Here is a 26665-nt window from a genome sequence, read left to right as displayed (position 1 = left end):
TCAAAAAAAATAGGGAATAATAGCCTAAGCCAAATCCTGATTTGCGGGATTTCCCTGCGTTTAGCTTATACGCAAAATCCTTAAATCCAATACCTTAAGGTCACACAGGTTGTACAGTATGTTAGGGTCTTTTGTGAAAAACGAGACTATGAATTTAGCTGCAACCACCACTATTCAGGGAGTAAATGCTATTGGCGTGGAGTCGATCTTTCAACTCCTGTTCAAGGAGCTTCAGCACTCAACTAAAGCTTCACAGCAGAATTGTCACGATGTAGCAATGCGAATTGCCGCTGAAGTTTACCGGATTTGTAATGAGAGTAAACGTATACAAGCTGCCGGTACTGTGGAAAACTCCGCAATTACACTAGCGAGACATCGACTGCAACAGTGTCTGAGGTACTATGAACTAGGATCAAATCGAGGCAGGGTAGAATTACACAGTACCCTAAGTGCGATTATTTATCGCTATATAAATCCTCCTCAGAGACAACTAAGCTATCAAGGACGGCTGGTCGTCATCGAGGATTTCTTACAAAGTTTCTACGTAGAGGCATTAAACGCCTTCCGAAGGGAAAATCAACTTACTGGTAGCTATCGTCCGAAAACTCTTTTAGAGTTAGCAGAATACATGGCATTTACCGAGCGCTACGGGAAGAGGCGGATTCCCTTACCAGGACGACAGCAACAGCTAATTATTTTACGAGCACAAACTTTTTCTCAACAACAACCACCCGAGACATGTGTTGACATAGAACAAGCCGCAGAAGGAAGCGGAAATGAGGGTGATGGCTCCTGGGAAGATCCAGCAGTGCAGCAATTACGCTCAGCAATGGCGACGCAATCAGATCCAGAACCTCAAGAAGACACATTGCGCTCTGTAGTGATTACCGAACTGATGAATTACTTACAAGAGCGTCAACAATCAGACTGTGCTGATTACTTCACTCTCCGTCTTCAAGATCTCTCTGCACAAGAAATTGAGTCTATTTTAGGCCTAACTCCACGTCAGCGAGATTACTTGCAGCAGCGCTTTAAATATCACTTGATACGGTTTGCTTTATTGCATCGTTGGGAGTTAGTTCACGAGTGGCTAGAAGCTGATTTACAGATGAATTTGGGCCTGACACCCCAACAATGGCAAAGTTATAAAGACCAGCTTGACGAAAAACACCGATCATTATTAGAGTTGAAGCAACAAGGACAACCCGACGAGAATATAGCCAAAATCTTAGGGTTGTCTATGGCACAACTTCAAAAAAGGTGGTTTAAAATTCTGGAGCAAGCTTGGGAAATTCGTAACTCTCTAGTGTCCGGATCAAGTCCATCTATTCATGAATAGTGACTCAGAATCCTTACTTTCCCAGTTACTTGCTTCGTTATTGTCAATCAATGGCAAAAACGATGCAATTACCCCGGTATGTAAGGGTGTGACGGGGGAGAAAGTCCTCTCGACGAAGAAGCGCACCACTTTTTTAAATGGTGTGCAAGAAGAGTTGGGAGGGGTACCCCAAACCTTTCGACTAGGAGAAATTCCTACTGTGCAACAACGTTTCCAAACCGTCGTTAAACGTCGGTTAAAAGTCCACATTCAAGATAACCCACCTTTATTTCCTTGGGAAACACAATTAGTCGAATATCCCGAACGCGTAGATCAACCAGTGATGGTACTAGCATCTGCTTGGGGATGGTCAGCACAGCAGTATAAGCTGCACCTGCCAATTCCATTGCCAGAGCACATCTTCAAGCAACTAGTAGACAAGTGTCAAGCGTTGCTTGAGTCTTCGCTACCTCTAGGGGCTAAATTAGTTCAAGCAGTGGAAAGCTTTTTCCCTGAAGACTCCCAAGCAATAAACGACGTAGCAGGGTTGGTTCTAAGGCCTAGTTATCGTTCTGGAGAAGCTTTAGATACTATGCCCAATCTCGAGGGTAACTACTTAGATTTGCAGCCTCGTCAACAAATGGCTTTGTCTTTGTTAGCTGCCAAGCATCTGCTAGAAAACTTGACTTTGCCAGTATCGACGACCAATCCAATAGTAGAGAGACAATGGTTAACTAGTGCGGGTGTCCTTAACCTTAAGGTAAACTACCAGCTTACAGGTAAACTATTAAAAAAGCTGCGAGTCCAGGCCGATTTGCCCACTAAAGGAATCCTGAAGCTTCAAGGCGATACCTCCCAAGCATTGGCTCAGTCGACAGGTCCAGGATGTTTGAGTGTAGAATTACTTTGCACCGAACAGAGCCAAACTTATACCTTAGAAGTTGAGTTGAAAGAAGTTGCTCAGCAACCATTGTTGTTTGTTATTGTTCCGACAGCCTAGCAAGACAGTTCCATTGCTAGCATTGCACTTTCAATAACCGCCGTAACTATGAGATGATATCCTGGTTTTGAAACTTATCCTTTTTTTAAGCAGCATTAGGAGGACATTTGTAAGCTCGGTTGGTGTCCTAATTTTGTGTCAGTGGCGTCTACTGTATCGCTCGCTGCGTATACCTAAGCTCCTGCTTGGTGTTGAAAATGTTTAATTTTTTGCAAAAGCAGTCGGCGTTGAACCTTCCTTAGCTTTCAATAGCATGGGAAATTTAATAATTTTGAGGTGCTAATGCTAGCATTGGTAACCAGCCACAAAATTTGTGGACCGAAAAAACTGTGACCGAATTAAGTGACTCATTGACTTAATTTCATCTCGGTGTTTTCTTCCTAAATGCACTCGTTCTAAAATTCAGTTAACATCTGACCACTTACACATCTATGCCTTTGGGTAGATTTTTAGTAAACTAGACTCACAAACAGCTAAAAAAAGCAATTTTTATTTAAAAAACAAGGCTGACGTCAATCTTAGGCGTTGTAACTGCGAATTTTTAAAGATAACATGGGAAATAGTTCCTGATAAGATTCTCGCAGCACACGTTTGGCGTCAGTTTTTTATGGACATCCAGTTAATCAACATCGGTTTCGGCAACATTGTCTCTGCTAACCGAGTCGTTGCCATTGTCAGTCCAGAGTCTGCACCAATTAAGCGGATCATCACCGATGCAAGGGATCGAGGTCAACTTATTGACGCAACCTATGGTCGCCGGACTAGGGCTGTCATTATTACCGATTCAAGTCATGTTATTCTTTCAGCGATTCAGCCGGAAACGGTAGCCAATCGCTTTCTAATTTCTCGTGACCATCAGGTTGTCGATAATTAATCAGCAACAAATCTATATCACGACTTTATTTTATGCTCTATTTCGTAGTAGTATAGTAAACTGGCTAAATATTAACATCTCCAAAGCTGCAAAATTTTTTATTTAGCAGCTATTGTGCGCATAAATGCGCATAATAATGGAAACTATCTATCGATAATTCAGAGATCGAGCACAGATGCAAATTTTATCTAGAGAAAGTGATGCTACTACCAAAGATAACCCATCTCCAGGGAGGCTTATTATTTTTACTGGACCTAGTGGAGTTGGGAAAGGCACTTTAATGCGATCGCTCCTCCAGCGTCATCCTGAATTATATTATTCTATATCAGTAACGACTCGCCACCCTCGACCAGGAGAAGTGGATGGAAAAGACTACTACTTTATCACCCGTAGTAAATTTGAGCAACTAGTAGCGTCTGGCGAATTCCTAGAATGGGCGGAATTTGCAGGTAACTGCTACGGTACCCCTCGTGAACCTGTAGAAAGACAGATTCGCCAAGGAAAATTTGTTGTACTGGAAATTGAATTAAAAGGGGCACGACAAATCCGGCAGACATTTCCAACTGCCGAAAGTATCTTTATTTTACCCCCTTCTTTTGAGGAATTAGAGAAACGGATACGTACTCGCGGAAATGATTCGGAAGAAGCGATCGCTAGGCGATTGAACAGGGCTAAAGCAGAAATTGATGCAGCGGATGAATTTGACACTCAAATTATTAATGATGATTTGGAAACAGCTCTCCATGCTCTAGAAGCCGCTTTATTTAGCTAATACAACGCTAATAGTCAATAGTCAAAAATCAAAAAAACATTCAACTATTGACTATTAGAAGACGCTTAATTAATTAATTAATTAACTAAACAAACCTTGAATGACTGGTAGATTAGCGGTTAAAAAGTAAGCGACTATTGCTCCACCAATACCACCGATCAAAAAAGCACTTCCAAAGCTGTTCCAGTTTTCACCGGAACTGAAAGATTCTGGAGGGTTAGGTACAGTGGCAGTTGCGACTGGTTTAGGGGGATTGCTATTACCATACAAAGATAAAGCCAGAGTCAAAAGTGCAACAAAAGCTAAGGTTGACAATAACCCAGCTAAGTTTGCTTGATCTGTATTCCGCAGCTCACCTGTTTTGGCAAAGGGACCAAAAAACCAGTAACCATGAGCCATACCTACTTCTAAACCTCTTCTGAAGGTTGTTATTCCTGGTCGATAGGCTGGTAAGTTATTAATGAACCATTTAACCAAACCAGAAGAGTTAATTGGCGTTTCTAGATTTCCGCGTTGTGGATCACGCCATTCTGGAAAAACAACTTCTCGATTTCTAGCGTCGCTAGCAAGATTTTTTGATGCATCTATACCTTGTACCATATTTTATGGTTGCCTCTAAATAAAGTGGTGGCATTTTTTATATTAATAATAATTGACGCTAAATATCATTTTTATTATTGAAGTTTAATAAAATTAATTTCGCTTTTTTTAGTAACATAAAACTCGCACGCTGATTACAACAGCATTACGAGTTTAAAAGTAAAGCTAATAAATAGAACTCAGGAGTCAGGAGACAGGGATGTCGCCATCAGACCATTCTGACTTCTAAATTCTGACTCCTGAATTCTTTTTTAAGGTAGTGGGTGGAAAAGAAGGTCAGGGAACCAGTAGTTAAATAAAATCAACAAAACAGCAGTTAGAGACAAATTGACAAACAACAAAACAGGTGCCAAAGAAAGGTATTTAACCAAGTCGTTTTGCTGCGACATAAATCATTACTCCAAAGTAAGTCAAAACAAAAAATTTTGAAACCACACAATTTTAGATTTTGTGGAAAGTTAAGCCAGAGAGAGCCAGTAAGCTGTGTAAAACAGGGTATAAGAGTTAGGTGTTAGGGGATAGTGAGTTAGTAACATCCATCCCCTATCCCCTTCTCAATGTTCCCTGCTCAGCAAACTTTTCCAGCTAGATTTTAGATAATTGACTCAAGGGCACAATCTAAAATCGGAAAGCTTACAATCATTATCAGCGTGGGGAAATGGGGATTTCTTCATCCTTCGCTGTTAATTGACCCGATAACAATTCTTGCACAGCTGCTACAGGCCATGAGAAGCCAGAAAGGATAATTGGCAGTGCCGTAGTTAAATCAATGACGACTTCCTTAAGTTCCACGTCACCACCCTCTTTCTTGATGGTTTGTAGATAAGTACGACCTACCCAACCGATCCATCCGGTGATGTACAAAAAGAGAATACTAGGAATTAAAAAGTCACCAGCGCGATCAAGACGACCATCAACAATCAGGTGAGGTAAACCTTCGGGACCACACAGTGCTTGGGAGTAACGCTCGAACCGTTTTTTTCCTGACTCGGGGTCAGAAGTAGTATTACGAGCAGTCTCAACCCTTGACAAGAAGGCTGGAGATTCACCACAGGGTACAAGTTCATTGCCAAGCGCTTTCGCGGCTGGGGCAAAATTAAACCAAAGACAAATAGCTAAAATCAGAGCAAACAAGCGTCGCATGGAATTGTTTCCTTTTATGACGAAACAAAAATTTTTCTGTACAAAACGAAGCGGCTTGTACAAGGACTTTATCAATGTGGGATTCACGATGAAATCAGCTTAGATTAGGAATTCGCCAGATGTCAATCTGGCACATTTCCCTAGATTCTCTGTTATTTAATCGTGTTTTTAGTATATGGAAATAATACTCTTGCATGTGTACGGAGTAAAGTTTAAGTCAATAAAAGTTAAAATTTTTTAAACCTTCTGGTGAATAAAGAGGGAGCAGCCCCTCCGGGGAAGTCAAAAGTCACGCATTCAAAAGTCAAAAATTAGGGGCAGAGGTGCGGGGGTGCAGGGGAGCGGGGGAGCGGAGAATGTTACTCATTAGGGTAATAAAACTATTTGATTATCACATAAGGATATTTTTTGCAGATTTTTACAAAGTTAATAAATTAAGTGAAGGGAAAAAATTTAGTTACGAATCTTAAAGGATAAATGAGAAATGGCAACAATTTTAGCAATAGAAACGAGCTGTGATGAGACAGCCGTAGCAATTGTTAACAATCGACAAGTTTATAGTAGTATAATTAGCTCCCAAATCCCGATGCATCAACAGTATGGCGGGGTTGTGCCAGAAATGGCGTCTCGCCAGCATTTAGAAACAATAAATGGGGCAATATCTTTTGCTTTAGAAGAGGCAGCACTGGATTGGGGGAAAATAGATGGTATCGCCGTAACTTGTGCGCCTGGGCTTGTAGGGGCGTTATTGGTAGGATTAACTGCTGGGAAAACGCTCTCAGTAGTCCATCAAAAACCGTTCTTAGGAGTTCATCACCTAGAGGGTCACATTTACGCGACTTACTTGAGTGAGCCAACGCTAGAGCCACCTTTTTTAAGTTTATTGGTCTCTGGGGGGCATACAAGCTTAATTTACGTTAAGGATTGTGGAATATACGAAACTTTAGGAGAAACCCGTGATGATGCAGCAGGTGAAGCTTTTGATAAAGTAGCACGCTTGTTACATCTAGGATATCCAGGTGGACCAGTCATTGATCGCTTAGCACAAGAAGGTGATCCCCAAGCCTATACCCTACCAGAAGGAAAAGTTTCTTTACCTAATGGTGGTTATCATCCATATGATGGGAGCTTCAGTGGGCTAAAAACGGCGGTACTACGTTTAGTACAACAGTTAGAAAAAGATGGTCAGCCTGTACCCACAAAAGATATAGCAGCAAGTTTTCAGGAAACTGTAGCGCGATCGCTCACCAAAAGAGCGATCGCTTGTGCCCTTAACTATAATCTTTCCACGATTGCTGTTGGTGGGGGCGTAGCAGCCAACAGTGGGTTAAGAAAACATTTACAAGCAGCAGCAACCGCTCATAATCTAAGAGTGCTTTTTCCACCCCTAAAATTCTGCACTGACAACGCCGCCATGATAGGCTGTGCTGCTGCTGACCATCTTAACAAGGGTCATACCTCTTCCCTTACCTTAGGAGTTCACTCTAGACTAGCGCTGTCTCAGGTAATGGAATTATATCAAGGGGCATAGGGCATGGGGCATGGGGCATGGGGCATGGGGCATGGGGCATGGGGCATAGGGCATAGGGCATGGGGCATAGGGCATGGGGCATAGGGCATGGGGCATGGGGCATGGGGCATGGGATTTTGTTCAATTCTTCCCCTGCTCCTCTGCTCCTCTGCTCAAGAGCTCCCTATTCCCTACTAACTATAGAGCGAATATGACCTGCCACTGCCTCTGGTTGTTCTAACATTGCTAGATGACCACACTCAGGAATTTCAATGACGTTGTCACCACAGTATTGAAACAGGGGGTGAAAACTAGCTAAATGACGGACATACTTGGGTTCCATGACCTTATCTTCTGCACCAGCTAGGAAATAAATTGGCTGTTTCATTTGGGAAACTAGCTGTGGCAAATAGTTAATTTCTTCTTCTGTAGTCGAGTCTAGCAATGTTCCTAAAGCAGCTTCTGGATCAGCCACAACAAAATCAATCACTCGCTGACGTGCCCAGTAGCGATCCAAGGGACGAGCTACACTTGCTCGAGTGAATAGCAAATCAATTAAAGGTACTTGACTAAGCCATCGAGGACGAATTTGCAAAAATCTTTGACCCGCTGAGCGAAATTGTTCAAAAGCTTCTTTGAGATAAATGCCCCCACCAGCGTTAATACAGATAACTCCCTTGACACACTCAGGCATTTGAGAAGAAGCCCACAGAGCGATCGTACCTCCTAAAGAGTGACCAATCAGCCAAACACTGGTCATATTGAGTTGTTCCATCAGAGCTACTAAATCCTGAGCATAAGCTGCTGGGGTATAAAGTGAGTCAAAAGGATTAACAACCCCGTCACTGTAAGTCGAAGCGAGGCTTAAAGAAGCTTGTTCAGTACTATAATCAGTTTTTGCCTTAGATCTTGACTCGCCAAAACCTCTTAGATCATAAGATAAGCATTGAAAACTCTCTGACAAACGGGAAATCACAGGTTGCCAATATCCACGGCTATTGAGCCAACCATGGACAAATACAAGAGTATGGGGGCAAGAGGTGGGGGCTGTTAGTTCATATGCATGTGGAACGCCCAAGATTTCGATGGTTGCCATAATTTTATGGTACCCCTAATTGAGAGAGTCGGGGATTATAAGAATTAAAATTTAAAAAATTTGTAATTGATTTGTCTCCTTCTTTATTTTCCTAACAATCTGTGGCGCACCCCCTCAGAAATTTTATGACCTAAATACTCAGGAATCAGGCTTTCATTTGGGCCGAGTAAGTAGAGAATCAGGCGTGTACGTCCCCGCCAAACCAGTAAATTAGCATTTACCACTAAAAGATCTTCCTGCCAAATTGCGTACATCACCTTATAAAACAATCCTGGCTGATTATCAGCTTCAATGACGAGAGCTGGCAGGTGAAAGACTGGATCCACGTAGAATTCGGTTTGTACCTGAGCTAAACCAGCATCAAGATTAAATTCTACTGCTAACATTTCTTCTACCTCAAATCGCCCAGCTAAGGCTTCGCGAATGGCACGAGAGACATTTTCTGCTGTTTTGTCTGTTAGGGCTTTACTGTCACGAGAGATCAGCAGCTTAATAAAAACTAACATTGGTGGTCGTATCTGACCGTATAGACTTATCCCATGAATTGTTAATCCATAAGCGGCTAACACACCAAAAATATCGCTTAGGAGAAAAGACTGGTTACGATAGGCAAAATGGAAAGCAGTTTTGGTCCCTTCTGCTTTCATCTCAATCACAACCCGCCTAGTTTTATATAAACGGTAGGCTAACCGCAAATTTTGTAGTTGAATTTCACTACTGACAAATTGCTCATAAAACTGTGGAAACGCTCGGTTAAAGCGTTTTAGAAGTTCCAACGTTGAAGATTTTAGACCAGAGACCATCATTAAGAGGGAGTAGGGAGTAGGGAGCAAGGGAGCCGTGAGCAGGGGAAGAAGGAAAAAATTGGTTTTAGACTTTTAAACTATACCCAATACCCAGTCTCCATTGCCCCTAATCCCCAGTCCCCATTGCCTCTTTTTTGTAAAAAAACTTAACCGAGCGGTATCGATTGGGAGGGAGCTAATTATCAAAAAATTTGGGTTGAAAACCCCGTCCTAAAAGGACATCTTTGTGTTAGTATTTAACGATGTCAGTAAAAGACATTTAAATAAAACCTACTCTCGGACTGGGAGAAAGTCACGCCTAAAACACTCTTGAGGAGACACGCCAGATGCTTCAAGCCGGGAAACCCGTCCAACGCACTGGCTTATCAGTACGCCTTAAAGGCAAACGTATTGAGCCTAGGAACCTGTCAAAGCAAGATATTAAGACTGGAAAGTCTTAGGAATCTTCGTCTCTTTAGGGCGGAGAGTGTCAAATTACCCGAACCACGCTGGCATGGGTTTTTGGAAAACTTGGTTTAGTACTCCTGAAGCTGTCTCAACGACTAAAGCGGCTAACTTTGAAGAGATGAGTCTCGAAGCTACGGGCAATTCTAGTCCTAGCAGCGACCTCTCTAGCACTGGGCGAGGCGTTGTGGAGCGCATTGTTTTTAGTACAGAGAGAGAAATCGATCTGTATGAACTAGAGGAACTTTGTGATGCAGTTGGTTGGTCACGCCGTCCTCTAAGAAAAGTAAAAAAAGCTCTTGAGCATAGTTTTCTCGTTGCTTCTATGTGGCAAGTTAGAGGAAACAAAAAGCGGCTCATCGGTTTTGCACGTGCTACCTCAGATCATGCTTTTAATGCCACTATTTGGGATGTGGTAGTTCATCCAGACTTTCAAGGTAAAGGACTGGGTAAAGCACTGATGAAATATGTACTCAAAAAACTCAGGAGTGAAGAAATTAGTAATGTAACTCTTTTTGCTGATCCCCATGTTGTGGACTTCTATAAAACTTTAGGGTTTATGTCTGACCCAGAAGGGATTAAAGGTATGTTCTGGTATCCTCAGTAAACTGACGTTCTCTGTAAACGTGGTAGCCTTTGGAAATCCCAGAAGTAAGGCAGTAAGAGATAAAATTTGTTTTGTGGGCGAATCCGCCTCCTTTTGGGCGGTGGAGTCTCATCTTAGTTCCTTCTCTGCCAGTGTCCAATGCAGCGTTGGCATCATTAATAAATCGTTTTTTATCGAAAAACTTAATTTGTTTTCGTAATTTTTATAAAAAGTTGTCGCGAGATGTTATAATTGGTATATAATCTACAATAGATAATAAATCAACGGGATGTAGCGCAGCTTGGTAGCGCGCCTGCTTTGGGAGCAGGATGCCGCAGGTTCAAATCCTGTCATCCCGACTGTTTCTGCAAAATTAATACCGATATAGGTCAAGTCTTGTAAAACGACTTCAAAGGCTTACTATCCCTCGTGTCTATGCTCAGACTTGAAAATAGTAAGCAGATCAATACTGCGTAGGTTTTGCCCGAAAATTCGCCCTGAACTAAAGTTCGGGCTAGTAGCTAAAGTGAGCTTTTAACTCACTGGGTAATCTTTTAACCCATTTTAATGGGTTTCAGCCTTGAGCCGGGCAATAAATTTCCCGGATCTTAACTATGTATCGTATTTTGGTACATAGTTCCATTACGCCTACTCATAGCTTCAACCGAACCGTATCGGATTACTTTTTAATTGAAAATTAAGATTTTTATTTCGTGTAAAAAAAAGAACACTAATATTACGTGCTTTAACGAAAAAAAGTATTTTCTTCTTTTCTGAAACAACCCTTCTTCTTTACCATGGGTGTGGTTCCTTTTTGTACAGGCTGTTTTATATCTAAAACAGATTACACAAGTTATATCCGGTCGCGTGGGAGAATGCTAAACAATACCTTTGTTGAAAAGGGGATTTTAACAGTTAACATATCCATTGAATAACTTTACAATCAATTTAGATAAAATAGTGTTTCTGTATAAAAAATGCCACATTTTTAGAGACATTGTATGGAACGATTTAGTGTGTACAAGCGTCAACTGTTACAAGTTTTAACCATAAAATGGCTTTATCACTTTAACTGGGTAGGAAATTTCTAGATCCATAAGAGCACTACACAGCCAACGTATACAGGGTTTTGCACCTAACAGTAGGGCAAACCTGACCAAAACAGAATACAGAACATAGGAGTGAGGGGTTGGAAGTACAAACCAAAGCCAAATTATAGATTTGGTATCAACAATTAGTAATGGGATTGAACATCCTACTAATAACCTATATCAAAGAATTCTGAACTCTTCTTTAAGAAGAACAAACAATAGCACAGTTAACCAGCGAAGAAGATACTATAACTAAAACAAGTCGGTTCTGTGTAAATCTAATCTAAGTCTCGGCTAAATGAAAATTATTGATGCTAGGAGAAGTCATGAAATCATTGGTTCGCTGGGGTACAACAATCGGTTTAGTGGGGAGTACTATGCTGGTAATGGCATTTAGCGGAAATTCCCCAGTACTAGCATTAACAGACCAACAAATTAAAGAGAAGCTAGATTCAGTACCTGTGTTTTTAATAACAAATCCTCAAGGGTTACCGCTGAGCCGTCCCCTACAAGGTCAAAATGGCCAAAAAGGTGGCTCAGTTACAGGTGTGTATATGAGTCAGCAAGAAGCTCAAGCTTTTATCAACGATCTTCGTGCGGTGAAAGACAAAGATCCAAAATTGACTGAAATTGTCAAAAGTCTACAAGTGACAGCAGTACCTTTAGGAGTCATTTATCAGCAACTGCAAAAAACGAAAAATCAGCCAAACCGTTTAGTTTTTGCCTTTAAACCTGTAGATCAAGAAGTCAAAGGCGCAATGGAATTGCTACGTGCTAGCGGTCAATCAGTACAGCAGCTTAAGAGTCCTCCTGTTTTTGCTGTTAGATTTGCACCAGATAAAGGGTATGTGCCTATTAAGGTACCAACCCAAAAGCAGGAAGTTATTCCGTTGTTTTTAAGTGAAGAAGATGCGAAGGGTTTGTTGAGTCAGGTGAAGCCAAAGTTCCCGAAAGCTGATATTCAGGTAATAGATGTAGATGGAGTGATCACCACATTACAGAAGAAAAATGACCCTTGGCTGAACCAGGTTATCCTATTCCCCGACAAAGCAGCTAGAGAGTATATCCAAAAGCTGCCTAAAAACAATACTTCTTCACCTGCTCAGAAAAAATAATCCTATGCCGCAAAATACAGGCATGATGGATCAACAGCCAGAAGTCATTTCTGGGTTACAACTTTGGCAGTGGCGTAATACAGCTAAAACAGCTGCGATCGCCACTGATGTTCCTCCAACTGAGGTGGATTGGTTATTACAAGAAGTAGCTGGATTAGACCGCCTGGCATTGCGTTTAGAGTCTTTCAAAAACCAGCCGCAAATCAAACTCCAGCTACCTTTCGCTGAATTAGAGACTCTCTGGCAAAAACGATTAAAAGAACGCTTGCCAGTACAATATATTACAGGAGTTACACCCTGGCGACATTTTAAAATCGCAGTCTCAAATGCTGTTTTAATCCCTAGACCAGAAACAGAGTCTTTGATTGATTTAGCCCTAGAAGCAGCGAGTTTGCCTCTTCAGCAAGGACACTGGGCTGACTTAGGGACTGGTAGTGGCGCGATCGCACTCGGACTGGCAGATGTTTTTAAGTCAGCCACAATTCACGCTGTTGATTATAGTCCTCAAGCGCTTGCCGTTGCAGCACTAAACGCTCGTAACTACGGCTTTACAGAGCGTATTCACTTTTATCGAGGTTTTTGGTGGGAGCCTCTTGAATTTCTTAAAGGTCAATTCAGTGGTATGGTTTCCAACCCACCTTACATCCCTACTAGTACTTTACCTTCTCTACAACCAGAAGTCGTTAACCATGAACCTTCCCTAGCTTTAGATGGTGGTGCTGATGGCTTAGCGAGTATCCGTCATTTAGTACAAGTCTCAAGCTCTTATTTGCAGCCTGGGGGTATATGGCTAATTGAAATGATGGCAGGACAAGCACATGCAGTCAAGGAAATGTTACATAACCACGGCAGCTATTGTAATATTCAAATTCATACTGACTTAGCTGGTATTCAGCGCTTTGCCCTCGCTTATAAAGTTGGGGCATAGGGCATGGCGCATAGGGCATACAGAGTATTCTAAGTACTTAGACAGAATTAATTACACTAAGCAGCTTTATTACGCCCCATCGCCCATTACCCATTCCCCATGCCCCATTCCCCGTGCCCCATTCCCCTATAATTATGCAAGTTTCTTTTGATGCTCTTGTAGCTGCTGTAAAAGCTGGCAAATTAGTAAGTTTTCCTACAGATACGGTTCCGGCATTGGCTACTCTACCGGAACAAGGATTGTTAATTTTTGTTGCGAAGCAGCGTAGCCAGGATAAACCCTTAATATTAATGGCAGCGGATCTAGACGATCTCAAACCATTTATCGTGGGTAGCGATCGCGAGTATGAAATTTGGCAAAAAGTTATCAATAAATACTGGCCAGGGGCTTTAACTTTAGTATTACCAGCTTCAGAATTGGTACCAAAAGCAATGGTTTCGACTCAAAAGACAATTGGGGTACGAGTACCTAATTGTGCGAGCGCCCGAGCTATTTTAAAGCAAACAGGACCTCTTGCCACGACTAGCGCTAATCTATCTGGTCAACCGCCTCTAGAAACTATGGAAGAAATTGAAGTACAGTTTCCTGAAGTTTTAACTTTAGCAAGAGAATATAAACAAGAAAGACAGGGACTAGGTGTACCGTCTACGGTTGTAAAGTGGACTGGGGAGAATTGGGAGATTTTGCGCCAGGGTGCTGTTGAGTTTACAGATGAGTATAATAAGAAACTCTAGACTTTTTGATTCAACGCAAAACTAGATAAGAAAGGTGTACGATGTAGCGAACCTGGCTTCTCCAGTCTGGTTCAGATTATCTGTATTTTTCTATCCCCCCTATTTTTATACAGAAGAATTCGGTTGGCATTTGCGTAAGTCCTAAGAGATTGGTAATGGAGGAACTCCAAAACCTTTTTTTGCGTTTTTTTAGTTAACTGAGCAAGTTTAAGTTGCAAAATAAAGATTATGAATTGGAGCAACTGGGTTTATCTAGTAGTAGGAATAGCACTGGGGATAGGTTTTCGACAATTATTGGTGGGGTTAAAGAGATCTCCTAATTCATCAGATGTAAAGCCAAAGGATGTGTCCATGCTTATGGAGCAGATGAAGCAAACACATCTGGCTTACCAAATGGCTAAAGAAATAGGTCAGTTTAAGGCGGGTTTTTTGGCTCGGACTACCCATGTATTGCGATCGCCCCTCAATGGTTTGATTGGGCTGCATCAGTTAATTTTGTCAGATTTGTGTGAAAATCCTGAAGAAGAGAGAGAATTTATCGCACAAGCGCACGAACGAGCTTTGAAGCTACTAAAGCTGATTGATGAAATTCTGAGCGTTGCTAGAACACAACATGGTACCAATAAATTAAATCTTCAACCTCTACAGCTAGCTGAAATTATACAGGAGGTTCATAACCTCACTTACATGCTAGCTGAAAACCGGAATTTTCCTTTTAACGTGTTACTACCAGATCCGGAAATCTATGTTTTAGGGGACTTTTCCTGGCTCAGACAAGTATTAGTGAAGCTAATAGACACTACAATTTCTAAGATGGATGAAGGCAGTATCTACATTACTGCTGGTGTAATACCCAAAAATAAATTTGCTTACATTTGGCTGGATATCCCAACTGATGCTATTTCTTGGAGTGAGCCAATAGACTTACTTTCTTCAAAGCAAGAGCCTAATGACACTGACAAAAACGATGAAATTCTTGCTTCAGGGATGAAGCTATTATTAAATCAAACTGTACTGGAAGCGATGGGAGGAAAACTGGAAATCGTCCCTTACACTCAACATCCCGAACAGCAGAAACCACAAACGGAACTTCTGTTCGGGGAGGGAGCAGCAAAACAGGTTTCTAGACTACAAGTTTCTATCCCCCTAGTGATTCCTGAAGACGAACTTCAGGAGTGAGAAGAGGTTGGTTGTATAGAACCATCGTTGTTGAGGAGTTGGACTGGAAACCGATTCTTTCGTAAAAGGTTTGCTGGTGAGTCGTCGTCAGGTAAACGCGCTCAACCCGGTTCATACGTGGATGACTTAAAACAGTTTCCACTAACTTGCTCCCCAACCCAGCGCCACGATAATCTGGGTGAATGACAACATCCCATATAGTGGCGCGGTATACACCATCTGAAGTCGCTCTAGCAAAGCCAATCAGTTGCTCTCCATCCCATACAGTAATCACTGGCTCACTGTTAGTAATGGCTAAGCTCAGATCATCTATATTACGACCTTCTGCCCAGAAAGCAGAAAGGTTTAATAGGTGTTGGAGTTGGTGAATATCGATTTTAGACTTGCGATCGCTAAATTGAATCTGAGAATGATTCATGAACATTTCCTATCGAGGGCAGTCTCTTTGAATAAGAATTTAGGAGCCAGGATTCAGGAGTCAGAATAGTTTGTAGGGATTCAACCCATCATTGATTATAGACTCCTAGTGCTACAGAATTCAGAAGCGAACGTATGACTCCTGACTTCTGACTTCTGACTACTTTTTAATAACTTATATTTTGCAAGATACTACCTGTCGTTGTATATGTACTAACTACTGAAAACCCTCATAATTCAAGATTTAATGACAAATCCACTTCCATAAAGGATGACTTGGTCCTTGCTGACGTATGCGAAAAAGCTGTTTTTCTAACTGTCGCTTTTCCTGTTGTGGTAGCCCAAATAGAATATTACGACTTTGCCAAACTAAAACAGCCGTCGTCATACCAAGACAAAAAGATAACCCAAGGGTTGCAACTGGATGATAGAAAAGCCCATATCGTACTGCTGCCCATGTAAAGTATTGGCGCAATAGTGCAATCTCAGCACGTAAATTCCATAAGGAAGCAGATCCGACAGTCAGCCATAAAAGGCTAACAACCAACCACCTAGTGTACACCTGAATCTGGTGTAACTTCTGTACTTGTTGAGCAAAAGATGGATCGTTGGTTTCAGTTTGTTCCATTGACGATGGAGAGTGGAAGGAGATGATAGGGGTTGGCTGTTGGGGTTCTCTTAACTACTACTTACATTTGACTCAGCGCTTTCTACCGGCTTGGATTTACTGCTGCGCTGTCGCCATAAAGCGAGTAGGGGACTGGCGAGAAAAATACTCGAATAAGCCCCCATTGTAAAACCAATAATCAGAGCCAAGGCGAAGTTCTTTAGAGTTTCACCGCCAAATATAAATAGAGACAACAACGTAAGCAGTACGGTTAATGTGGTGTTGAGCGATCGCGTAAGGGTTTGGTTAACTGCATCATCCACAACTTTATCTATTGGGTCATTCGGATGTTCGTGGAGGATTTCGCGGATGCGGTCATAAATCACTACGGTATCCGTAACTGAAAAACCAGTGATGGTCAAAATAGCAACAACAAACAAGCTATCAGCCTCAACACCTGCCACTAATCCCAAAATCGAGAAAAACCCAGCTGTAATTAAAACATCATGGAATAGAGCAACAATAGCGATCACAGCGTAGTCTGCTTGGAAGCGTACGCTTAAATAGATCACAATGCCAATAAACGAGACAATTAACGCCCACAATCCCTTAGAAAACAACTCTTGACCCAATGTTGGACCCACAGTATCAATCTGAGTCTTTTTGGGGTTAAATGCTCCTAATTTTTCGCTCAACGCTGTTTGTAACTTTGTGCGTTGGTCGCCATTTAAAGCTTTTGTGCGAATTGATACTGCTTGCTGGTTTTGACCCACAATTTGGATGCTGCTATTAGGTAACCCTTGAGCATCGACAACTTCACGAACAGTTGTTAACTCAATGGGTTGAGCGCAGTTTTGTGTCTGTTGACAATCCCGTTCTAACTGCAATCTAGTCCCACCGACAAAATCCAAACTTGGACGTAGTGGCGCACCTAAAGTTTGCCAAGAAATAATCATCCCAATGATTCCGATGAGAACTAAGACGCCAGAAAGCGCCCACCACAATCCCCGATATTTGATTACGCTGATTTTCATAATTATGCCTCCGCCTTAGAATTAATAGACGTGGGCAGATTAGGACAAAACAGTTCTGGCTTACGCAAAGTAGGAAATCCTAATGTCAGCAATAGCAATGTGCGACTACAAGTAATGGCTGTAAACAAATTTACTCCTAACCCTAAAGCCAATGTAAGAGCAAAGCCTTTGACTAAACCTGTTCCTAACCAAAAAAGAGCTGCACAAGAAATCAATGTTGTCACATGACTATCTAAAATACTAGACCAAGCTCGATAAAATCCTGCCTCTACTGAACGATACAAAGTTTTACCAGCTCGTAATTCCTCACGAGTGCGCTCGAAAATCAGTACGTTAGCATCAACTGCCATCCCGATACTGAGAACAAACCCTGCTATGCCGGGTAGTGTTAAAGTAACACCTAGCAATGCAAAGCTAGCATATGTTAGCAGAGCATAGATGATTAAGGCAATATCGGCAACTACCCCTGGTAATCGATAATAGCCCACCATAAAGATTAATACTAAAACCAACCCGCCTACCCCAGCATAAATACTGCTTTGAATACTATCTTTACCCAAAGTTGCTCCAACTGTACGGATTTCGCCAATTTCGACTGGTACCGGTAACGATCCACCGTGTAGCTGTACACCTAAATCTTGAGCTTCTTGAGGAGTGAATCGACCTGTAATGACAGCTTGTCCGCCAGTAATACCAGCCGTGGCAAATTCTGGCGGAACAGTGGGATAACTGATGAGTTCTTTATCTAGAAAAATCCCGATACTGCGTCCAGTTCCGGCTAAGTTTTTAGTTATTTTGGCAAACAGATCACCACCCGTTTTATCAAATTGAATGGCAACATTCCAGCTAGTCCCTTGAGTTGGTTCACCATAAGCGTCTTTGAGATATTTGCCAGTCAACGGTGGATTTGTACTTTCAAATAATTTATCTATCTCTTGATTATTCTTTTTAATTTCTTCTTGATTTTTAGCAATTGCTGCTGTATCGTTGGTTTTCTTCAATTGTTCTTGCTTAGCTTTCAGTTGAACCTGAGTTGCATGGAAAGCAAACAATTGGGCTTCTGTACCTGGCTTTTGTTGACGAAACTCTAATTGTGCCGTACCTCCGAGGACACGTTCTGCTTGCTGTGGATCATTTACACCTGGCAGTTGTACTAGAATTTTGTCTGTTCCTACAGTTTGGATGACAGGTTCAGAAACACCAAGACCGTTAATACGACCTTCAACAACTCTTTTAACAGCTTCTAATTCCCGTTCTGTAATTTGCTTGATTTCTGGTGTTGTTTTTACCTGAATTGTCAGCTGAGAGCCTCCCCGTAAGTCTAATCCTAAAGGTACCGAGATTGTGGCGATCGCAGCAATAGCGGCGATGACCAAAACTATAATCAGGGCTAATAGCGATCGCTGTCTTTGCATAGTAAGTAGTTCTTCAAAACTTTAACTTTTGCTATATTTTTTTTCGCGAGACATTCTCGCCTATATAAACTGCCATTCGATTTTACCCAATCGTTTCCGTGGGCGACCTACAACGGGTATGGCGGCAAATGCTATAGTAGCGCTTTTTAAGCCCATTAAGCGTGAGGAGTTTTGATTTTTACTGGGCATGGGGCATGGGGCATTGGGCGATGGAGTTTGACTAATTCATGCTCCCCCTGCTCCCCCTGCCTCCCCTGCCTCCCCTGCTCCCTGCTCCCTCCTAGACTCGCAAAGCGACCATTTTCTTTACAGCTTCTACGATTTGCTCTGGTTGGACAATCGTCAATCGTTCAAGGCTGCCGTTATACGGTGTTGGAATATCCTGAGAAGAAAGCCTTAGCACTGGTGCATCCAATTCATCAAACAAACGGTCATTAATCGAGGCTATAAGTTCTGCCCCAATACCGCCTGTTTTCATACACTCTTCTACGACGATCACTTTATGAGTTTTGCGTACTGATTTACCGATGGTATCAAAATCCAAAGGTTTGAGGGATATCAAATCAATAACTTCTGGATTAAAACCTTCTTTTTCTAAAGTTTTGACTGCTTGCAGAACATGATGACGCATACGCGAATATGTCAAAATTGTAACATCATCACCTGGTCTAACAACCTCTGCTTTATCCAAAGGCAGTAAATATTCTGTTTGAGGTAGCTCTTCTTTTAAGTTGTAAAGCAAAACGTGTTCAAAGAACAAAACTGGATTTTCATCACGAATAGCTGATTTTAAGAGACCTTTGGCATTGTAAGGTGTAGAACATGCAACAATCTTTAATCCAGGAACAGCTTGGAAGTAAGCTTCTAGTCGCTGAGAATGTTCTGCTCCTAGCTGTCGTCCAACACCACCTGGACCACGGATGACCATTGGAATTTTGAAGTTGCCGCCAGAGGTATAACGCAGCATCCCAGCATTATTTGATATCTGGTTAAAGGCAAGAAGCAAAAAGCCCATATTCATGCCTTCAATTATTGGTCGTAACCCAGTCATCGCCGCTCCTACCGCCAAACCGGTAAAGCTATTTTCGGCAATAGGTGTGTCTAAAACTCGCAGCTCACCATATTTTTTGTATAAGTCTTTAGTAACTTTGTAGGAACCTCCGTAGTGTCCTACGTCTTCCCCAAGAACAAATACTGTTGAATCCCTTGCCATTTCTTCCTCAATGGCTTCCCGCAAAGCGTTGAAGAATAGTGTTTCTGCCATTAGACTTTGTAATGCGATTTATTGTTATTGCATCTTATCGCGCCTGTGCCAAAAATATGGTAGGGATTGGACTAAAGTCGAGTACCTTTCTTGAACTGGCTCCCCTACACCCCACACCCAGGAGCGAAGCGACGATAAAGCGGTACTTGACAAAAGCTTTATTTTGGTAATAATTTTAGAACGAAACTCAAAATACCAGTAAATTGGGAAATCAAGCACCTTCCCTGATTGCCTGAGTTACCTGACTGACTTGGCCCACTTGATTATTCTCAGGAAACCTTCTAGGTCTTCCTGGTTTGCGCTTATGCCTTTGGTTGATTGATTTCTCGCTTGCTGCTGCTAATTCTTCTGGTGTGCATTTAAACAACCGTAAAGCCTCTAAATATTTTTTAGGTGTCATTGTAGGTTCGGTACGACCTGCTTCCCAGTTCCGCACACTAGTTTCGCTGATAGCAAGCCTGAAGGCAACCTCTGCACGGCTAAGCCCCGCACGCTCTCTCAGGACTTGCATATCCATATCTAAATGCTCCCCTTAAAAAAAGTTTAACTAATTACTAAATCAATTGACGTAAAATTGTCAACTGAAGATGTTTTGTTAACTATATTATTTATAAGCTATTAACCCGCTATCTGGCAAATGGGTGATTACCTTTTTTTGAAAAAAAATCCATTTCTTAATAGTAATCCCACGCCAAGTCACTAAGACAGACAACAGATCAAGTAGCATCTACAATATCCGTCGCCAACCTAGTACCTTTGCGTGAGATTAACACAAAAAGGACCCTAATTATCAGAAAATTTTGCCGCTGTTGATCAAAAGAAGACAGCTTAATGTAGCCACCGTGCAGCATCTTTGGCATGGTAGGTTAAAATCAAGTCAGCACCAGCACGCTTGAAACCAATAAGAGTTTCCATAACCAAGCGCTGTTCGTCAACCCAACCATTGAGAGCCGCAGCTTTGACCATAGAATACTCACCAGAAACATTGTAAGCAGCAACTGGTAAGTTAGAAGCTTGCTTGACGCGCCAAATAATGTCCATGTAAGCTAAGGCAGGCTTAACCATAAGCATGTCAGCCCCTTCAGCTATATCCAATTCAATTTCTTTAATCGCTTCTCTAGCGTTACCAGGATCCATTTGGTAAGTTCTGCGATCGCCAAACTGTGGTGCTGAATCTGCCGCATCACGGAAAGGACCATAGTAAGCTGAAGCATACTTAGCCGCATACGACAAAATTGGTGTATCCTCAAATCCAGCTTCGTCCAAACCAGAGCGAATTGCCTGTACAAATCCATCCATCATCCCTGAAGGCGCGATGATATCGGCACCGGCTTTTGCTTGGGAAACGGCTGTTTTCTTCAACAATTCTAGGGTGGGGTCATTCAAAACCCGTCCAGTCAAGTCACCAGTTTGTAGATAACCGCAGTGACCGTGACTGGTATATTCGCATAAGCAAGTGTCAGCAATAATAATCAAATCGGGTACAGCTTGTTTAACAGCAGTAGCAGCCTTTTGGACTATTCCACAGTCATGCCACGCGCCGGTAGCATCTAGATCTTTATCGGCGGGAATACCAAATAAAATAATGGCAGGAATTCCTAAATCATAAACTTCCTTTGCTTCCTCGACAATTTTGTCTACTGAAAGTTGGTATACTCCTGGCATTGATTTAACTTCATTGGCAATTCCGTCTCCTGGCACAGCAAACAGAGGATAAATCAAATCACTTGTGGTTAAAACTGTTTCACGTACCATCCGGCGCAGTTGTGTGTGGGTACGTAACCGACGGGGGCGATGAATTGGAAACATAAGGTTCTTTAAGGTAATAACTAAGTTTTGAGGAAATGCAGCAGTGAAGGTGCTTGCTTACTCCTTGAAGAAGTATAGTACGACGCCGTTACATAAGGCTTACTAAAAATTACTACTAGCTAGACATTACATACCTAACTAGCTGAATTTTGGCACTTACTTCCTTCCTTCCTGCTTGATCGTGGAGAAGTCAGCGCTGCTTCTTCAGGCAGATGCGTTGCTGGTTATTGAGTTCTATCTCAGTCTTGAAGCTTAAACGCTTGTGAGATCTTTCAGCCTTGATAATCAGCCTTCGCTTGAAGCTTGTCTAGTTCTTGCTGAGTTAGCAAAGCCTTAAACCATTTATCTGTTTTGGGCATAACTGTTTTTGAACACTATGGTCTTATTAGACCATATTGCCAGTACAGAAACACCTACATAAAGGGACTTCATACCCAAAAAGAAATATCCATGGGTAATTATGTCCAAGAATTTAAGTTAAAGCTTCTAGCCCCTGATCCTAACTATCGAGCTATTCAAGCTATTAAAATTATTCAAGCACGAAGCTCACCACTAGCACCTGAAATTCAGGAAAATTTTGGAAAGCAGGCTAACAGTCTCCGTCCTTAAGGAACGGAGACGCGGTAGTGATAAGAGTAGCCTTTACAAAGATGGTAAGCTACCGTATTCGTGGAAACCGTAGCCATAGCCGCTTTCCCTTTACAGGTTCGGTCTATAATTGACTAAATAAGCCTGAAGATGAAGGGATAACGGAAAGGTTTATCTGGGGTACTAAGAACATTAAAAAGCGCCCAAATTGTTAATCCCCAATGCAGCAGATAGCCGAGACCAGCTAGAGGGAACAACAAACCAAAGCTGATAAACAGCAACGCTGCAATAATGATTCCCCACAACCATACATTAAAGTGGAAATTGATCGCTTCCTTCGCATTCTCCTTAACAACAGGATCTTCAGATACGAACAATATAGCAATAGGTATACCTATGGACACAAAAGCAGTGCTGAAAAAAATGGCTCCGTGACACAGAGCTGATAAAAGCTTTCGCTTATCCGTGTCGTACATTTCTTTCTCCATCTATTTAGGTGATTAATTACATTACGACCCTATCACAAGCCTCGTTGTCTTAAGATTAAAAGACTCGCTAATTTTGAAAAAAGTTAAGTTAAGTTAAGTAACACGCAAGCAAATAGCAAATAAATACATTTATGTCTACTGAACTTGAGTTAGAAGTTTGCAGAGCAGTTGAACATCGCCGAAACTTTGCAATTATTTCTCACCCTGATGCTGGGAAAACCACGCTTACAGAAAAGTTACTCCTGTACGGAGGTGCAATTCACGAAGCTGGAGCAGTTAAAGCAAGACGCGCACAGCGTAAGGCTACCTCAGACTGGATGGCGATGGAACAACAACGGGGTATTTCCATTACCTCCACAGTACTACAATTTGAGTATGATGCCTGTCAAATAAATTTACTCGACACTCCAGGACACCAAGATTTTAGTGAAGATACTTATCGTACTCTAGCAGCCGCAGATAATGCGGTAATGCTGATAGATGTAGCGAAAGGTTTGGAGCCCCAAACAAGAAAGTTGTTTGAAGTGTGTAAAATGCGGGGTATCCCTATTTTCACATTTGTGAACAAACTAGACCGCCCAGGAAGAGAACCATTAGAATTATTAGATGAAATAGAGCAAGAGTTAGGTCTACAAACCTACGCGGTAAATTGGCCAATTGGGATGGGCGATCGCTTTAAAGGTGTCTTTGATAGAGAACAACAACAAATTCACTTGTTTGAAAGAAGCGCTCACGGTAGCCGCGAAGCAGTAGATACAGTAGTTGATTTAGGCGACCCCAGAATTGAAGAACAACAAGATTTATACTACCAACTGAAAAATGACATAGAACTCATAGAAGGGGTGGGACCAGAATTAGATTTGGATCTGGTACATCAAGGTAAAATGACGCCTGTCTTCTTTGGCAGTGCTATGACTAACTTTGGGGTAGAGCTATTTTTGAAGCACTTCTTGGATTACGCCCTTAAACCTGGTCCTCATAACAGTACTATCGGAGAAGTTGCCCCTACCTACCCAGACTTTTCGGGGTTTGTGTTTAAACTTCAAGCAAACATGGATCCCAAGCATCGCGATCGCGTCGCTTTTGTTCGCGTGTGTACGGGTAAGTTTGAAAAAGATATGGCAGTAAATCATGCCCGTACAGGCAAAACTGTCCGCTTATCCCGCCCGCAGAAACTATTCGCCCAAGAACGAGAATCAATCGACGTTGCTTATCCAGGAGATGTTATTGGTTTAAATAATCCTGGAGTTTTTGCTATTGGTGATACAATTTATACTGGACAGAAATTAGAGTATGAAGGGATTCCCTATTTTTCACCAGAGTTATTCGCAAGCTTGAGAAATCCTAACCCTTCAAAATTTAAGCAGTTCCAAAAGGGCGTTTCTGAATTACGAGAAGAGGGTGCAGTGCAGATTATGTATTCAGTTGATGAAGCCAAACGAGATCCAATTTTGGCGGCGGTAGGTCAGTTACAATTTGAGGTGGTACAGTTCCGCTTACAAAGCGAATACGGTGTCGAAACTCACTTAGAATTATTACCTTATAGTGTTGCTCGTTGGGTCGAAGGTGGTTGGGAAGCAGTCAATAAGGTTGGACGTTTATTTAATACCACCACAGTCAAAGACAGCATGGGACGCCCAGTGTTACTGTTTCGCAATGAATGGAATTGCCAACAACTGCAAGAAGATCATCCAGAGTTGAAATTAACGGCGATCGCTCCAGTGTTTTCAGGTAACAACTCAGTCGATAGTTAAAGCATGGGCATGGGGCATGGCGGATGGGGCACTGGGGTTCAATGAAGTCTTGCTCCTGTGTTCCGGTACTCTTGTGTTCCCCCCCCTTACTTATTGTCCGATGCCCTATGCCCTATGCCCGATGCCCTATGCCCATTGACCTCTGAACATCAAAATCTCTATGGCTTCACAACCTGAAGAATCCTTGGATGTTGGTTTAGCTGCCCTTAAACAAGGAGATTATCAAAAAGCATTAGTGATACTTAAAGCCGTCGCTACCAAAGAAGGCAATAATCCAGCTGGTCTACAAGCAGAAATAGGGTTAGTTGTGGCTTATGCGCGTACGAGTCAACTAGACGAGGCGATCGCTTTATGTAAGATTCTTATCCAAAGTCATAATTCCCAAGTTAAAGAATGGGCAGAACGCTCTTTAGAGCAGTTGACAAAAAGCCATCTAAACACTCAAGCAGCACAGGCCTCTGATAATACTATACAAAACACTCAAGCATTACAAACCTCCGATCATATCTCAAGTTCTGTAGCCACTGATAATGTAATATCGAAGCAGCAAGAGCAACCCAGACAACCAGAAATTAAAGAGAACGAAAAATCTTTTGCTTTTGAGAAAGGGGCTTTAGCAATCCGTCCCAAAGCTAAAACAATTTATTGGCGTCAAGCAAAAAGAGCCAAGGTATGGCAACCCTTACAGAAGCTGAACTTAATACCTTTACGGTTGCTAATGGCAGGAACATTCCTTGCTTTATTTTGGGTAACGCGCCAGTTGTTAGTTCTGGCAATCACATTGCTCAACAATGTGTTAATCAAATTGCCAAATATACCGCCAATACAGCTGAATTTTGATTTATTTGTTTTTATTTTACTACTCGGCTTAATTTGTTTCTCTCCTTGGGTATTAGATGCGCTACTAACACGGTTTTATAATCAGCGTCCACTATCTCAGGAAACCTTAAATAGGCGTAGTCGAGAGACTATACGGTTACTGCAACGCTTTTGTAAACAACAAAACTGGCGTTTACCAAACTTAAGTGTTTTACCAATATCAGCCCCAGTAGCATTGACTTATGGTAATTTACCTCGCAATGCTCGCATTGTGGTGAGTCAAGGTTTATTAGAGCAACTAGCAGATGATGAAATTGCCACAATTTATGCTTTAGAGCTAGGACATATTGCTCATGGGGATTTTGTGGTGATGTCCTTACTGTTGGTTTTCACAATTCCAGTCTATATGCTGTACCAGCAATTTTCTCGATGGGGAGATAGAAAATCACAGCAAGTGTGGCGTTCTGTTATGGGGATTATGGCAAGTCTCGCCTATGGATTTTGGCGCTTGTTAACATTGGCTGGGTTGTTTATCTCTCAATTACGCCTTTACTACAGCGATCGCCTGACAACCGGAATCACTGGTAATCCTAATGGTTTGGTTCGTGCTTTACTCAAAATTAGTATTGGTCTTGCTGATCATGTTCAAAAAGAAGAACATACTTCTTGGCAGTTAGAAAGTTTGAACATCGCAGCACCCGTTAGTTACCAACAGACTCTTTTTTTGGGTAGTGCTGCTGGTCACAATACCTTTGAATCATTATTAATGTGGGATTATCTTAATCCTTACCGGTGGTGGTTCGTAATCAACAATACTCATCCGTTGATGGGCGATCGCTTGCAACGTCTTTCATCAATAGCCGAATACTGGCATTTAGAAAAAGAAGTCTATTTCGCAAGTCAACAAACCTTGAAAATTCAGCACCAATCATTTTTTCGTCAAATCGCTCCCTATGTGGGAATATTAATCGGTTTTGTGCTTGCTGGTTTGATGTGGCTTGTGTGGCAAATCGGCTTTACATTCAAGTTGTTCAATCTAAAGTGGATATATGATGATTGGTCTTTCGTCACAGGTTGCTTATTGATTGGCTGGAGCATTGGTCTTATGATTCGGATCAATTATTTTTTTCCAGAAATTAAAACCCCTACTATTTACACGGATGAAGATTTGCCAAGGCTGTTAGCTAACCCAGCAGCGATTCCCATTGATAGTGTTGGTATCCGTCTTGTAGGTAAATTATTAGGTCGTTGTGGTACCAGCAACTGGTTGTCTC

The 26665-nt window shown here is 41.9% G+C and carries 26 protein-coding genes and 1 tRNA gene; 14 read left to right on the top strand and 13 right to left on the bottom strand.

Features of this window, described 5'->3' with window-relative positions; translation table 11 throughout:
* Positions 1 to 148 precede the first annotated feature (148 nt).
* The 4 genes from hetZ (at position 149) to gmk (ending at position 3964) form a co-directional block, all read left to right on the top strand.
* Positions 149 to 1339 carry a heterocyst differentiation protein HetZ gene (gene hetZ / locus G4P69_RS05235; RefSeq protein WP_208343906.1) on the top strand — a complete coding sequence of 397 codons (1191 nt, stop codon included), beginning with the start codon at positions 149 to 151 and terminating at the stop codon, positions 1337 to 1339.
* Positions 1332 to 2318 (top strand): PatU, encoded by a 987-nt coding sequence (locus G4P69_RS05230; protein ID WP_208343897.1) that lies wholly within the window; start codon positions 1332 to 1334, stop codon positions 2316 to 2318. Before hetZ ends, G4P69_RS05230 begins: the two co-directional genes overlap by 8 nt.
* A gap of 607 nt (positions 2319 to 2925) precedes the next feature.
* Positions 2926 to 3192: an extracellular matrix/biofilm regulator RemA gene (gene remA, locus G4P69_RS05225; RefSeq protein ID WP_208343898.1), complete on the top strand. Its 267-nt coding sequence runs from the start codon at positions 2926 to 2928 to the stop codon at positions 3190 to 3192.
* Between the two features lie 175 nt (positions 3193 to 3367).
* On the top strand, positions 3368 to 3964 hold the full coding sequence (gene gmk / locus G4P69_RS05220) for a guanylate kinase (RefSeq protein ID WP_208343899.1): 597 nt from the start codon (positions 3368 to 3370) through the stop codon (positions 3962 to 3964).
* A gap of 81 nt (positions 3965 to 4045) precedes the next feature.
* Here gmk and G4P69_RS05215 read toward each other — a convergent pair whose 3' ends face one another.
* The 3 genes from G4P69_RS05215 to G4P69_RS05205 form a co-directional block, all read right to left on the bottom strand.
* Positions 4046 to 4564, bottom strand: a complete 519-nt coding sequence (locus tag G4P69_RS05215) for a photosystem I reaction center subunit XI (protein ID WP_208343900.1) — start codon at positions 4562 to 4564, stop codon at positions 4046 to 4048.
* 251 nt (positions 4565 to 4815) lie between these two features.
* Complete coding sequence (locus G4P69_RS05210) at positions 4816 to 4953, bottom strand: Photosystem I reaction center subunit IX (protein WP_208343901.1); 138 nt, start codon at positions 4951 to 4953, stop codon at positions 4816 to 4818.
* Positions 4954 to 5209: 256 nt separating this feature from the next.
* On the bottom strand, positions 5210 to 5707 hold the full coding sequence (locus tag G4P69_RS05205; protein WP_208343902.1) for a Photosystem I reaction center subunit III: 498 nt from the start codon (positions 5705 to 5707) through the stop codon (positions 5210 to 5212).
* 484 nt (positions 5708 to 6191) lie between these two features.
* On the opposite strand from G4P69_RS05205, the gene tsaD reads away from it, so the two are divergent.
* Positions 6192 to 7238, top strand: a complete 1047-nt coding sequence (gene tsaD, locus G4P69_RS05200) for a tRNA (adenosine(37)-N6)-threonylcarbamoyltransferase complex transferase subunit TsaD (protein ID WP_208343903.1) — start codon at positions 6192 to 6194, stop codon at positions 7236 to 7238.
* A gap of 163 nt (positions 7239 to 7401) precedes the next feature.
* On the opposite strand, the gene G4P69_RS05195 is transcribed toward tsaD, so the two are convergent.
* On the bottom strand, positions 7402 to 8313 hold the full coding sequence (locus G4P69_RS05195) for an alpha/beta fold hydrolase (protein WP_208343904.1): 912 nt from the start codon (positions 8311 to 8313) through the stop codon (positions 7402 to 7404).
* Between the two features lie 83 nt (positions 8314 to 8396).
* Positions 8397 to 9116: a hypothetical protein gene (locus G4P69_RS05190; RefSeq protein WP_208343907.1), complete on the bottom strand. Its 720-nt coding sequence runs from the start codon at positions 9114 to 9116 to the stop codon at positions 8397 to 8399.
* A 496-nt stretch (positions 9117 to 9612) separates the two neighbouring features.
* Between G4P69_RS05190 and G4P69_RS05185 the strand changes: the two genes are divergently transcribed.
* The 6 genes from G4P69_RS05185 (at position 9613) to G4P69_RS05160 (ending at position 15196) form a co-directional block, all read left to right on the top strand.
* Positions 9613 to 10170 (top strand): GNAT family N-acetyltransferase, encoded by a 558-nt coding sequence (locus G4P69_RS05185; protein ID WP_208345924.1) that lies wholly within the window; start codon positions 9613 to 9615, stop codon positions 10168 to 10170.
* 264 nt (positions 10171 to 10434) lie between these two features.
* Positions 10435 to 10508, top strand: a tRNA-Pro gene (locus tag G4P69_RS05180).
* A gap of 1058 nt (positions 10509 to 11566) precedes the next feature.
* Positions 11567 to 12355, top strand: a complete 789-nt coding sequence (locus tag G4P69_RS05175) for a Tic22 family protein (RefSeq protein WP_208348723.1) — start codon at positions 11567 to 11569, stop codon at positions 12353 to 12355.
* Between the two features lie 22 nt (positions 12356 to 12377).
* Positions 12378 to 13283 carry a peptide chain release factor N(5)-glutamine methyltransferase gene (gene prmC, locus G4P69_RS05170; protein ID WP_208348760.1) on the top strand — a complete coding sequence of 302 codons (906 nt, stop codon included), beginning with the start codon at positions 12378 to 12380 and terminating at the stop codon, positions 13281 to 13283.
* 131 nt (positions 13284 to 13414) lie between these two features.
* Positions 13415 to 14017: an L-threonylcarbamoyladenylate synthase gene (locus G4P69_RS05165; protein ID WP_208348755.1), complete on the top strand. Its 603-nt coding sequence runs from the start codon at positions 13415 to 13417 to the stop codon at positions 14015 to 14017.
* Between the two features lie 228 nt (positions 14018 to 14245).
* Positions 14246 to 15196, top strand: coding sequence for a sensor histidine kinase (locus G4P69_RS05160; RefSeq protein ID WP_208348721.1), 951 nt, complete (start codon positions 14246 to 14248; stop codon positions 15194 to 15196).
* Here the strand turns inward: G4P69_RS05160 and G4P69_RS05155 are convergent.
* From G4P69_RS05155 to hemB, 7 genes are all read right to left on the bottom strand, one after another.
* Positions 15156 to 15614 carry a GNAT family N-acetyltransferase gene (locus G4P69_RS05155; protein ID WP_208348718.1) on the bottom strand — a complete coding sequence of 153 codons (459 nt, stop codon included), beginning with the start codon at positions 15612 to 15614 and terminating at the stop codon, positions 15156 to 15158. The genes G4P69_RS05160 and G4P69_RS05155 overlap by 41 nt on opposite strands.
* Before the next feature lie 243 nt (positions 15615 to 15857).
* Positions 15858 to 16241 (bottom strand): hypothetical protein, encoded by a 384-nt coding sequence (locus G4P69_RS05150; protein ID WP_208348715.1) that lies wholly within the window; start codon positions 16239 to 16241, stop codon positions 15858 to 15860.
* A gap of 50 nt (positions 16242 to 16291) precedes the next feature.
* The gene (gene secF, locus G4P69_RS05145) at positions 16292 to 17254 is read right to left on the bottom strand and encodes a protein translocase subunit SecF (RefSeq protein WP_208348713.1); all 963 of its coding nucleotides are present in this window, start codon (positions 17252 to 17254) and stop codon (positions 16292 to 16294) included.
* Between the two features lie 2 nt (positions 17255 to 17256).
* A complete protein-coding gene (secD, locus tag G4P69_RS05140) occupies positions 17257 to 18669 on the bottom strand; it encodes a protein translocase subunit SecD (RefSeq protein ID WP_208348711.1) in 1413 nt (470 codons plus the stop codon).
* Between the two features lie 280 nt (positions 18670 to 18949).
* On the bottom strand, positions 18950 to 19933 hold the full coding sequence (locus G4P69_RS05135) for an alpha-ketoacid dehydrogenase subunit beta (RefSeq protein ID WP_208348709.1): 984 nt from the start codon (positions 19931 to 19933) through the stop codon (positions 18950 to 18952).
* 211 nt (positions 19934 to 20144) lie between these two features.
* The gene (locus G4P69_RS05130; RefSeq protein WP_208348706.1) at positions 20145 to 20450 is read right to left on the bottom strand and encodes a helix-turn-helix domain-containing protein; all 306 of its coding nucleotides are present in this window, start codon (positions 20448 to 20450) and stop codon (positions 20145 to 20147) included.
* Positions 20451 to 20761: 311 nt separating this feature from the next.
* On the bottom strand, positions 20762 to 21742 hold the full coding sequence (gene hemB / locus G4P69_RS05125) for a porphobilinogen synthase (protein ID WP_208348703.1): 981 nt from the start codon (positions 21740 to 21742) through the stop codon (positions 20762 to 20764).
* Between the two features lie 450 nt (positions 21743 to 22192).
* Between hemB and G4P69_RS05120 the strand changes: the two genes are divergently transcribed.
* Positions 22193 to 22351, top strand: coding sequence for a hypothetical protein (locus G4P69_RS05120; protein ID WP_208348701.1), 159 nt, complete (start codon positions 22193 to 22195; stop codon positions 22349 to 22351).
* Between the two features lie 113 nt (positions 22352 to 22464).
* On the opposite strand, the gene G4P69_RS05115 is transcribed toward G4P69_RS05120, so the two are convergent.
* Positions 22465 to 22806, bottom strand: coding sequence for a DUF4870 domain-containing protein (locus G4P69_RS05115; RefSeq protein ID WP_208348752.1), 342 nt, complete (start codon positions 22804 to 22806; stop codon positions 22465 to 22467).
* A 143-nt stretch (positions 22807 to 22949) separates the two neighbouring features.
* Between G4P69_RS05115 and prfC the strand changes: the two genes are divergently transcribed.
* Together prfC and G4P69_RS05105 are read left to right on the top strand one after the other, a co-directional pair.
* Positions 22950 to 24572: a peptide chain release factor 3 gene (gene prfC, locus G4P69_RS05110; RefSeq protein ID WP_208348698.1), complete on the top strand. Its 1623-nt coding sequence runs from the start codon at positions 22950 to 22952 to the stop codon at positions 24570 to 24572.
* Between the two features lie 160 nt (positions 24573 to 24732).
* Positions 24733 to 26665, top strand: a 1933-nt coding sequence (locus tag G4P69_RS05105) for a M48 family metalloprotease (RefSeq protein WP_208348692.1), incomplete at its 3' end; no start/stop codon positions are given.

This window comes from Aetokthonos hydrillicola CCALA 1050 (assembly GCF_017591665.1).
Lineage (GTDB): Bacteria > Cyanobacteriota > Cyanobacteriia > Cyanobacteriales > Nostocaceae > Aetokthonos > Aetokthonos hydrillicola.
This window is presented reverse-complemented; position numbering and strand designations above follow the sequence as displayed.